At 63.0% G+C, this 10,272-nt stretch carries 8 protein-coding genes; 3 read left to right on the plus strand and 5 right to left on the minus strand.

From position 1 onward, the window contains the following. Nucleotides 1–1,653: 1,653 nt before the first annotated feature. The 4 genes from DU490_RS16505 to DU490_RS16520 all read right to left on the minus strand — a co-directional run bounded on the left by DU490_RS16505 (nt 1,654) and on the right by DU490_RS16520 (nt 4,588). On the minus strand, nt 1,654–2,232 hold the full coding sequence (locus DU490_RS16505; RefSeq protein ID WP_114575320.1) for a hypoxanthine-guanine phosphoribosyltransferase: 579 nt from the start codon (nt 2,230–2,232) through the stop codon (nt 1,654–1,656). 66 nt (nt 2,233–2,298) lie between these two features. Continuing rightward, entirely contained in the window at nt 2,299–3,312 is a 1,014-nt protein-coding gene (nagZ, locus tag DU490_RS16510; RefSeq protein ID WP_114575321.1) for a beta-N-acetylhexosaminidase, read from the minus strand. 90 nt (nt 3,313–3,402) lie between these two features. Further along, the gene (locus tag DU490_RS16515; RefSeq protein ID WP_114575322.1) at nt 3,403–3,921 is read right to left on the minus strand and encodes a L,D-transpeptidase; all 519 of its coding nucleotides are present in this window, start codon (nt 3,919–3,921) and stop codon (nt 3,403–3,405) included. A gap of 1 nt (nt 3,922) precedes the next feature. Continuing rightward, nucleotides 3,923–4,588 (minus strand): TetR/AcrR family transcriptional regulator, encoded by a 666-nt coding sequence (locus DU490_RS16520; RefSeq protein WP_114575323.1) that lies wholly within the window; start codon nt 4,586–4,588, stop codon nt 3,923–3,925. 194 nt (nt 4,589–4,782) lie between these two features. On the opposite strand from DU490_RS16520, the gene lexA reads away from it, so the two are divergent. Both lexA and dinB read left to right on the plus strand, forming a co-directional pair. Continuing rightward, on the plus strand, nt 4,783–5,430 hold the full coding sequence (gene lexA / locus DU490_RS16525) for a transcriptional repressor LexA (RefSeq protein WP_114575324.1): 648 nt from the start codon (nt 4,783–4,785) through the stop codon (nt 5,428–5,430). A 24-nt stretch (nt 5,431–5,454) separates the two neighbouring features. Next, complete coding sequence (gene dinB, locus DU490_RS16530; RefSeq protein WP_114575325.1) at nt 5,455–6,510, plus strand: DNA polymerase IV; 1,056 nt, start codon at nt 5,455–5,457, stop codon at nt 6,508–6,510. A gap of 98 nt (nt 6,511–6,608) precedes the next feature. Here dinB and purU read toward each other — a convergent pair whose 3' ends face one another. Then, complete coding sequence (gene purU, locus DU490_RS16535) at nt 6,609–7,463, minus strand: formyltetrahydrofolate deformylase (protein ID WP_114575326.1); 855 nt, start codon at nt 7,461–7,463, stop codon at nt 6,609–6,611. A 248-nt stretch (nt 7,464–7,711) separates the two neighbouring features. On the opposite strand from purU, the gene DU490_RS16540 reads away from it, so the two are divergent. Continuing rightward, on the plus strand, nt 7,712–9,298 hold the full coding sequence (locus tag DU490_RS16540; RefSeq protein ID WP_114575327.1) for a ribonuclease J: 1,587 nt from the start codon (nt 7,712–7,714) through the stop codon (nt 9,296–9,298). The last annotated feature ends 974 nt before the right edge of the window (nt 9,299–10,272 follow it).

Raw genomic sequence — 10,272 nt, forward strand, 5'->3', positions numbered from 1 at the left:
CGGTGTTGGTTAGGTTGCGATTATCGCCGTTGCGGCAGCCTCCGCCAGGGCGCCTGCCGGCGCCAGTCGCGATGCGGAGCAGCGCTCCAACAGCGATTCTTTCTACCGACGGTGCCACGCCATTTTGTAGGAGCATCTTCAGATCGCGACTGGAGGCCGAAGGACTCCCGGCGGTGTTGGTTAGGTTGCGATTATCGCCGTTGCGGCAGCCTCCGCCAAGGCGCCTGGCGGCGCCAGTCGCGACGCAGAGCGGCGCTCCAACAATGATTCTTTCTACCGACGGTGCCACGCCATTTTGTAGGAGCATCTTCAGATCGCGACTGGAGGCCGAAGGACTCCCGGCGGTGTTGCCGGTGCCGGCGACCATCGCCAACGCCGTGGCCTCCGCCGAGGCGCCTGACGGCGCCAGTCGCGATGGGGACCAGCGCTCCAACAATGATTCTTTCTACCGACGGTGCCACGCCGCTGTAGGAGCATCTTCAGATCGCGACTGGAGGCCGAAGGACTCCCGGCGGGGTTGCCGGTGCCGGCGACCATCGCCAACGCTGTGGCCTCCGCCAAGGCGCCTGCCGGCGCCAGTCGCGATGCGGAGCAGCGCTCCAACAATGATTCTTTCTACCGACGGTGCCACGCCGCTGTAGGAGCATCTTCAGATCGCGACTGGAGGCCGAAGGACTCCCGGCGGTGTTGGTTAGGTTGCGATTATCGCCGTTGCGGCAGCCTCCGCCAGGGCGCCTGCCGGCGCCAGTCGCGATGCGGAGCAGCGCTCCAACAGCGATTCTTTCTACCGACGGTGCCACGCCGCTGTAGGAGCATCTTCAGATCGCGACTGGAGGCTGAAGGACTCCCGGCGGTGTTGCCATGGTCGCGGTTATTGCCAACGTCGGCAGCCGCCGCCGGGCGCCTGACGGCGCCAGTCGCGATGCGGAGCAGCGCTCCAACAATGATTCTTTCTACCGACGGTGCCACGCCGCTGTAGGAGCATCTTCAGATCGCGACTGGAGGCCGCAGGCCTCCCGGCGGTGTTGCCAGGGCCGGCGACCTCGCCTACGCCGTGGCCTCCGCCGAGGCGCCTGGCGGCGCCAGTCGCGATGCGGAGCAGCGCTCCAACAATGATTCTTTCTACCGACGGTGCCACGCCGCTGTAGGAGCATCTTCAGATCGCGACTGGAGGCCGCAGGCCTCCCGGCGGTGTTGCCAGTGCCGGCGACCTCGCCTACGCCGTGGCCTCCGCCGAGGCGCCTGGCGGCGCCAGTCGCGATGCGGAGCAGCGCTCCAACAGCGATTCTTTCTACCGACGGTGCCACGCCGCTGTAGGAGCATCTTCAGATCGCGACTGGAGGCCGAAGGACTCCCGGCGGTGTTGCCAACGTTCGCGGCCATCACCGGCGTTTCAGCCTCCGCCGAGGCGCCTGACGGCGCCAGTCGCGATACGGAGCAGCGCTCCAACAATGATTCTTTCTACCGACGGTGCCACGCCATTTTGTAGGAGGAAGCTTCAGCTCACGACTGGAGGCCGCAGGCCTCCCGGCGGTGTTACCGATGGTCGCGGTTATTGCCAGCGCGGCAGCCGCCGCCGAGGCGCCTGGCGGCGCCAGTCGCGATGGGGACCAGCGCTCCAACAACGATTCTCTCTATCAACGGCCCCCTTCCCTACAACCCCTTGGGTGCGAAGATTCCCGGGGCGTTGCGCCAGTACCCCTTGTAGTCCATGCCGAAGCCGAAGACGTAGCGGTCGACGACTTCAAGGCCGCAGTAGTCGGCACGCAGGTCGGGGACGGCCTTGCGGTCGTGACGCTTGTCGACCAGTACCGCCGTCGAAATGCTCTTGGCACCGGCCTTGTGGCAGTAATCGAGAATGGCGGCGAGCGTGGTGCCTTCATCGAGAATGTCGTCGACGATAACCACGTGACGGTCGGCCATGGGCACTTCCGGCGAGACACGCCAAAACAGGCTGCCACCACGGATACCGCCGCGATAGCGCGTGGCATGCAGGTAGTCGACTTCCAGCGGGAAACCCAGGCGGGTCAGCAGATGGCCAGTAGTGATCAACCCACCATTCATTACGCAGTAGAAGACCGGCAGCTTATCGCCCAGGTCAGTAGTGATTTGCTCGGCCATGTGGTCGAGAGCCACTTCGACCTCCTCTTGCGTAATCAGGCAGTCGGCACTCTCCATGACATCACGCATTGTGGCCAGGGACTGATGAAAATCGGGATCTAGTTTGGGCATTGAGAGCTCATCTTGCTATCAGGGTAATTGGAACGTGGCGATGTCTTTCAGGCGAAACAGCGGCATTCAGCACTGGGCCATGGCTTCGAGGCGCGCGTGAACGCGGCGCCATCGCCCCAGCGCTTCCAGGGCGTCTAGCTCCGGACGAGCCCGGCCATAGCGCAGCCGGGTCGCCGGGCGCAGCGTACGGCCCTGGCAGGCATCCACGACCTCAAGGGCGGCGGGGCGGTCGTTGCATACCAGCACCATGTCGCAGCCGGCCTCCAGCGCGGCCTGGGCACGCTCACGCGGGCCGCCGGCGTATCCGGCACCTGCCATGCCGAGGTCGTCGGAAAAGATCGTTCCCTTGAAGCCGAGCGATTCGCGCAGCAATCCGAGCCAGCTGTTGGAGAATCCGGCTGGACGGTGATCGAAGGCGCTGTAGATGACATGGCCGGGCATGACACCGTCGAGGCGGCCGGCCAGTTCGGCAAAGGGCAGCAGGTCATGGCCACGGATGACATCGAGGGGCCGGTCGTCGACGGGTAGTTCCAGGTGCGAGTCGGCGGCGACGCCACCGTGACCGGGAAAGTGCTTGCCCACTGCCGCCATGCCAGCCTCATGCAGGCCGGCCACGAAGGCCGCAGCCATGGCGGAAACCTCAGTGGGATCGCTGGAAAAGCTGCGATCGCCGATCACGCTGGAGAGGCCGCTATCGACGTCGAGCACCGGTGCAAAGCTGAAATCAAACCCACAGCCGGCCATTTCCATGCCCAGCAACCAGCCGGTGTCCAGGCAAAGCCGCAGGGTGACTTCCGGAGCAATACCATAGTCGCGACCGATGCGTCCCATGGAGGGTATCCGAGTAACGCCCTGACGCAGCCGCTGTACCCGACCGCCCTCCTGGTCGACCGTCAACAGCAGCTCGGGGCGCAGGCGACGCATGGCATCACAAAGCGAGCGAACCTGGCGGGCATCTTCTATGTTGCGGGAGAAGAGTATCACCCCGCCGACCTCGGGACGGAGCAATAGCCTGCGTTCGTCGTCGGTCAGCCGCGTGCCTTCCAGATCAAGCATCACTGGGCCTAGGGTCTGCGTCATGATCGGGTTCCTTGGGCCTTGAAGGAGGCAGATTCTAGACCAAAGTTGGCCTAGGTGACAGCCATCCGCAAGGCCCTGCTTCCCTACCCTTCAGTCATGCAACCACACGGGAGTACCAGGCGTGGCCACGGCGAACACTTGGAGCAGCGACGGGGCACTCAGGCGAATGCAGCCGTGGGAAAGCGGCTCTCCCATGGGCTGGTCGTGAGGGGTGCCATGGAAATAGATATAGCGCCGCTGACTGTCGACCTCTCCGCCGCGATTGACACCGCGTTCCAGCCCGCAGAGCCAGACAATACGGCTGAGTATCCAGTCGCGATGTGGATGCGCTTTGGCGAGTTGCGGCGTATACCGTTCGCCGGTGGGCCGGCGGCCACGAAATACCGTGCCCATTGGCAGCCCGTCACCGATGGCGGCGCGCACGTAGTGCCACCCCAGCGGAGTACAGCCGCTACCCTCCTGCTGGCCGGTTCCTGCCAGGGCAGTAGAGATGCTCCACTCGGACTGGGGCCTCGATCCCTGCCAGTGGACCAGACACTGATTTGCAACGTCGACTTCCAACCAAGTGTCCGCTGCCGGAGGCAGGTCGGTCAGGCATGGGGTACGCATTTCAGCTTGCCTCGGCCTTCGGCATGGGCGGCGGTGGAAGCGGTGCGTTCATGGCAGCCACCACGACCGGCCGCAAGCGTCGGATGAGATCACGCACGGTGACATGCTCCTGATATTCCTTATCGGCGATATCTCGCAACGCATCCAACCCGGAAAGGGTGAAGATGACAGTGCCCAGCACGAAGTGTAGCCGCCAGAAACGCTCGGAGTCGGGCAAATCAGGCGTTGCCAGTCGAACCAGATCGGTGAAACGGGAGAATACGCTGCCGTACTCGTCCTGAATATAACGCCGCAGATGTCCCTGAGCCTGACTGTAGGCAAGCCCCAGCAGCTTCATGAACACCTTGAGGCTGTGACGTTCGGCAGGCACATCCAGCACGGTGCGCGCCATGGTTTCCAGTAGCACTTCCAGCGGTATGACACCATCGGCATGCTGTGCTTCCAACTCGTCGAGGGCATGATGGAAGCGCACGGTGAACGGATCCAGATAGCGGGCAAATACCGCCTGGATCAGCGACTTCTTCGAGCCAAAGTGGTAGTTCACTGCGGCAAGATTGACCCGCGCCTTGCTGGTTATGGTCCGCAGCGAGGTTTCCGCAAAGCCACGTTCGGCGAATAATACTTCGGCGGTATCGAGTATACGTGTGACGGTATCAGTTTGTGCCATGATCCTGGTCCGGCTGGAAACGAGTGTTTAAAACATAACAAAAGTCTACGTGGTTTCAACCAGTCGCTCAAATTATTTGACAGCCTGCTGTTTTAAACGCCGTTCGCCCCAGGACATGCAGCCGCTTTTTTACTGGATAGACTTCCATGCTGTATACTTGAACAATACTCAAGACATCGCTACCCGGAGGTCGCATGGCACGCCCCCTTACCTCACGCCAGCAGAACGTCTTCGACTTCATCGTCAAGACGATGAGCGAGTTCGGCTATCCGCCGACCCGTGCCGAAATTGCCCGCGCGCTGGGATTTCGCTCTCCCAATGCGGCCGAGGAACACCTGCGGGCACTGGAGCGCAAGGGCGTCATCCGAGTGATCCGTGGTACCTCGCGGGGTATTCGCCTGCCAGCGCAGGATGCCGAACCGGTTGGGGGCGAACCCGCCGTGGAAGGCCTGCCGATCATCGGCGAGGTGGCCGCCGGCAGCCCTATTCTTGCCGCCGAGCACATCGACCGTTACTGCCCTCTGCCGCCAGAATTCTTCACTCCCCGTGCCGACTACCTGCTGAAGGTCCGCGGCCTGTCCATGAAGGATGCCGGCATTCTCGAGGGTGACCTGCTCGCCGTGCACCGCACGGATCGCGTTCGTGACGGCCAGATCGTCGTCGCCCGGCTCGAGGACGAAGTCACCGTCAAACGCTTCCATCGCAACGGCCACCGGGTCGTGCTCGAAGCGGAGAATGCCGACTTCGCCCCCATAGAAGTGGACCTGCGACACCAGCTGCTTGAGATCGAAGGCATAGGCGTGGGCGTGATCCGCGGTGGTAGCGGACAGGCATTGTGTTGAAGCCGGTAGCGCTCGGCTAGGCTCATGAACCCCGCTCGCAAGATCCTGCATGCCGATTGCGACTGCTTCTATGCGGCGGTGGAAATGCGCGACAACCCGGCACTACGTGAGATTCCGCTTGCCATCGGCGGCAGCGCCGAGGGGCGTGGTGTCATCGCCACATGCAACTACCCGGCGCGTACCTATGGCATCCACTCTGCCATGCCCACCGTGCGCGCCTTGAGGCTTTGTCCTCACCTAACCCTGCTCTCCGGTGACTTCGAACGCTACCGCGAGGCGTCGAGCCGGATCCAGGCGATTTTCCATGAACTGACCCCACTCGTGGAGCCGCTGTCGCTGGACGAGGCCTTCCTCGATGTCACCGCTGTGACCCGCTTCTCGGGCAGCGCCACCTGGATGGCACGCTGGCTGAAGGAGGAGTGCCAGCGGCGCGTGGGGATAACCGTTTCAGTGGGAGCCGCCCCCTCCAAGTTCCTGGCCAAGATCGCCAGTGACTGGGAGAAACCCGATGGCCTGACGGTGATCTCCCCGGACCGGGTCGATGCCTTCATCGAGACACTGCCGGTGACCAAGCTGCATGGTGTCGGCCCAGCCACCGCCAGGCGATTGAAGTCACTGGATATCGATACCTGTCACGATCTGCAGCGTTTGCCCCAGGACCGCTTGATTCAGGAGTTCGGCAAGTTCGGCCATCGCCTGTTCGAGCTCGCCCGCGGCATCGATGTCCGCCCAGTTAGGGTGGAGCGCGAGCGCAAGTCTGTCAGCGTGGAGGCCACCTTCGCCAGCGACCTTCCGGGCCTGCCCGACTGCTACAGGGAGCTGGCAGCACTGTGCGATCGGTTGGAGTCCCGCATGGCGCGACATGGCCATCCGCCGCTGGCGGGATTGTTCGTCAAGGTTCGCTTCGACGACTTCAGCCTGACAACCATGGAGGGACGCGGTGGCGCATTCTGTAGCGAGACCTTCTCAACCTTGATGGAACAGGCCTGGGCGCGGAAGAAACGTCCGGTTCGCCTGCTGGGTGTCGGGGCAAGGCTGGTACCGGAAGACGCAAGGCGACAGCTGATTCTCCCTCTTTAGCATGCCCTACTTGGTATCAATACAACGATGGTCGCTGAGGGTCGCCACCCAGCCAGCATGGGCTCGGAAAATGACATGACCGCTTCCAGGAAACAGGCTCAGGCAAAAACGACTGTCTTGTTGCTGTGAATCAGCACACGATCTTCGAGGTGCCAGCGCAGCCCCCGCGCCAGTACTGCCTTCTCTACATCACGACCGAAACGCACCAGATCACCAGGAGTATGGCAGTGACTGACCCGGTGGATGTCCTGCTCGATAATGGGGCCGGCATCCAGTTCCTCGGTCACGTAGTGGCACGTGGCACCGATCAGCTTTACCCCCCTGGTGTGGGCCTGATGATAAGGACGCGCACCGGCAAACGAAGGCAGGAAGCTGTGATGGATATTGATCACGCGTCCGGCGTATCGCTGGCACAAATTGGGCGGCAGAATTTGCATGTAGCGTGCCAGCACCACCGTATCAGCTTTCAGCGCTTCCACTTGCGCCTCCATTTCGGCAAACGCTGAGGCCTTGTCGGCGGCATCGACAGGCACATGAAAATAGGGCAGGCCATGCCACTCCACCATGCCCCGCATATCGGGGTGGTTGGATATCACGCCGACGATATCGCCTTCCATTTCTCCCGCGGTCCAACGATAGAGAAGGTCCACCAAGCAGTGTGATTCACGCGATACCATAACCACTACCCGCGGGCGCTGGCGCGTGTCGCGCAGGGCCCATTCCATCTCAAATTCTCGCGCCACCGGCTCAAAGGCTTGCTTCAACTCGCCACCCGTCATATCGATGGAATCGGCGAGGATTTCATAGCGCATGAAAAAGCGACCCGACGCCAGGTCGGAGTGCTGACTGGCCTCGGTGATAGAGCCGCCATGGCCAGAAATGAAACCGGAAACGCGTGCCACGATGCCGCGACGATCAGGGCAGGAAACGACCAGACGGTAGTAGTGGGACATGGGTAACCATCGACTTGCTGAACGTGGATCGAAGAGCGCGCATTGTAGCGAACTCAGGAGGGCAAGACACGTCGGAACCTGTGTTGCCGCTCCGGGGCTCGCATTGTGGAGGGCCGCGACGATCCCGTATAGTAACGCTTCCATTGCCTGACCATGATGTGCCGATGATTTCATCCAGTGCCACCATTCGCCCACGCCGTAGAAAGCCGCTTCATTTCCTGCCGCTGGGGGGCTGTGGCGAGATAGGCATGAACCTTGGACTGTATGGTCATGATGACGAATGGATCGCCGTCGATTGCGGCATGCTGATTCGTCAAGATCTCCCCGACAGCCCGCTGCAGGTTCCCAGCCTGGACACCGCCGACGCCCTTGGAATAGCGCCTTGCGCACTGCTCATCACACATGGCCATGAAGATCACATCGGTGCCGCCGCCTGGCTCTGGCCGAGATGGCAGTGCCCGGTGCATGCCACTCCCTTGGCAGCCGGGTTGCTGCGGGCCAAGTTCACTGAACGCGGGCTTGCCACCGATGCCATCCAGGTGATCGAGCCGGGGGAGGCCCTGGAAACGGGTCCCTTCACCGTGCGCTATCTACCCCTGACCCACTCCATACCCGAGAGTTGTGCGTTGTTGATCGCAGCGGGTGACTATCGCGTGCTGCATACCGGCGACTGGAAACTCGACCCCGAGCCGTTGATCGGCCCACCGATGAAGGGCGCCCTATTCCGGGCCCTGGCACCGGTAGACCTGGTGGTGGGGGATTCCACCAATGCACCCCTCCCCGGCCACTCTCGCAGCGAAGGCGAAGTGGCACGTGCCCTGGAACATCGACTGAGCCAATGTGCTGGCCGGGTGGTGGTCTCCTGCTTCGCCAGCAACCTGGCCAGGGTGCTGGCGATCGCGTTGGCCGCCGAGCGCAGCGGCCGCCGTGTAAGTCTGATGGGGCGGGCCATGGAGCGCATGGTAGGCGTCGCCCGCGGACTGGGCTATCTCGATGACATGCCACCGCTGGTTCCGGCCAGCGACCTGGGCTATTTGCCTGCAAAAGAGGTACTGGTCATCGCCACCGGAAGCCAGGGAGAGCCTCGCGCGGCCCTGAGCCGCCTGGCCAGTGGGAGGCATCACAGTCTAGAACTGGGATCGGGCGATACAGTGATTTTCTCGGCCAAGGCGATTCCAGGCAACGAGCCACCTATCGAGCGGCTGAAGCATGGCCTCAGGCGCCTGGATGTGGCTATCTGGGATGAGTTCAACCATCCGGAGCTACACGCCTCCGGTCATCCTGCACAGGAGGAGCTGCGAATTTTCTATGGCTGGATCAAACCGAAGCATCTACTGCCGGTACATGGGGAACCCCAGCATCAACGCGCCCACCGGGCACTCGCCGAGAGCCTTGGTATCCAGGCCCCACTGGCCCCCGTCAATGGCGACCTGATACGTCTGGATGGCGACGGCCTGACCCTGGAAGCCCGGCACCCTCAGCGCCCCTGCATCGTCAGCCAGAATGCCGTCACCCCTCTGCCGGGGCTGGCGGCAGAGCGCGGCTCGTCCCGTCACGGCATCCTGTATCTCGCCTTGCCTATCGCATCGACCGGCCCAGGCTGGACTCGTATCGGGAGATTGATGCTGGATGCACATCGCGTTAGTGCACTCGATGAAGACGCGCTCGCCGACTGGCTGGATGAACGCCTGGAGGCGTTGCAGGCCGAAAGCCTGGCCGAATTGCGCCTGGTCCTCGAGCCCCTGCTGACGGCCTGGATGGTGGAGCACCTGCGTCAGCTGCCGGACATACACCTGCAATTACTGGCGGTGGAAGCCCCGGCGTTTGGCGAATAGCCAACGTCGGCAGCCGCCGCCGGGCGCATGCCGGCGCCAGTCGCGATGGGGACCAGCGCTCCAACAGCTGTTTTTTCCATTAAGGCAAACCACACCGCTGTTGGAGTATCTTCAGATCACGACTGGAGGCCGAAGGACTCCCGGCGGGGTTGCCCGTGCCGGCGACCATCGACAACGCCGTGGCCTCCGCCGAGGCGCCTGACGGCGCCAGTCGCGATGCGGAGCAGCGCTCCAACAGCGATCCTCTCCACCGACGCTGCCACACCGCTGTTGGAGTATCTTCAGATCACGACTAAAGGCCACAGGCCTCCCGGCGGGGTTGCCATGGTCGCGGTTATTGCCAGCGCGGCAGCCTCCGCCGAGGCGCCTGACGGCGCCAGTCGCGATGGGAACCAGCGCTCCAACAGCTGTTTTTTCCATTAAGGCAAACCACACCGCTGTTGGAGCATCTTCAGATCACGACTGGAGGCCGCAGGCCTCCCGGCGGTGTTACCGGTGCCGGCGACCATCGCCTACGCCGTGGCCTACGCCGTGGCCTCCGCCGAGGCGCCTGCCGGCGCCAGTCGCGATGGGGACCAGCGCTCCAACAACGATCCTCTCCACCAACGGCGCCACACCGCTGTTGGAGTATCTTCAGATCGCGACTGGAGGCCGAAGGACTCCCGGTGGGGTTGCCATGGTCGCGGTTATTGCCAACGTCGGCAGCCGCCGCCGGGCGCCTGACGGCGCCAGTCGCGATGCGGAGCAGCGCTCCAACAGCGATCCTCTCCACCGACGCTGCCACACCGCTGTTGGAGTATCTTCAGATCACGACTGGAGGCCGCAGGCCTCCCGGCGGTGTTGCCCGTGCCAGCGACCATCGCCAACGCCGTGGCCTCCGCCGAGGCTCCTGACGGCGCCAGTCGCGATGGGGACCAGCGCTCCAACAGCTGTTTTTTCCATTAAGGCAAACCACACCGCTGTTGGAGTATCTT

It is taken from the genome of Halomonas sp. DQ26W, from assembly GCF_003339685.1.
GTDB lineage: Bacteria > Pseudomonadota > Gammaproteobacteria > Pseudomonadales > Halomonadaceae > Halomonas.

Coding starts and splice junctions, on each gene's coding strand:
- nagZ (WP_114575321.1), bottom strand. CDS start 3,312: ATGACGCAGACCCTAGGCCCAGTGATGCTTGATCTGGAAGGCACGCGG.
- lexA (WP_114575324.1), top strand. CDS start 4,783: ATGGCACGCCCCCTTACCTCACGCCAGCAGAACGTCTTCGACTTCATC.
- dinB (WP_114575325.1), top strand. CDS start 5,455: ATGAACCCCGCTCGCAAGATCCTGCATGCCGATTGCGACTGCTTCTAT.
- DU490_RS16515 (WP_114575322.1), bottom strand. CDS start 3,921: ATGCGTACCCCATGCCTGACCGACCTGCCTCCGGCAGCGGACACTTGG.
- DU490_RS16540 (WP_114575327.1), top strand. CDS start 7,712: ATGAACCTTGGACTGTATGGTCATGATGACGAATGGATCGCCGTCGAT.
- purU (WP_114575326.1), bottom strand. CDS start 7,463: ATGTCCCACTACTACCGTCTGGTCGTTTCCTGCCCTGATCGTCGCGGC.
- DU490_RS16505 (WP_114575320.1), bottom strand. CDS start 2,232: ATGCCCAAACTAGATCCCGATTTTCATCAGTCCCTGGCCACAATGCGT.
- DU490_RS16520 (WP_114575323.1), bottom strand. CDS start 4,588: ATGGCACAAACTGATACCGTCACACGTATACTCGATACCGCCGAAGTA.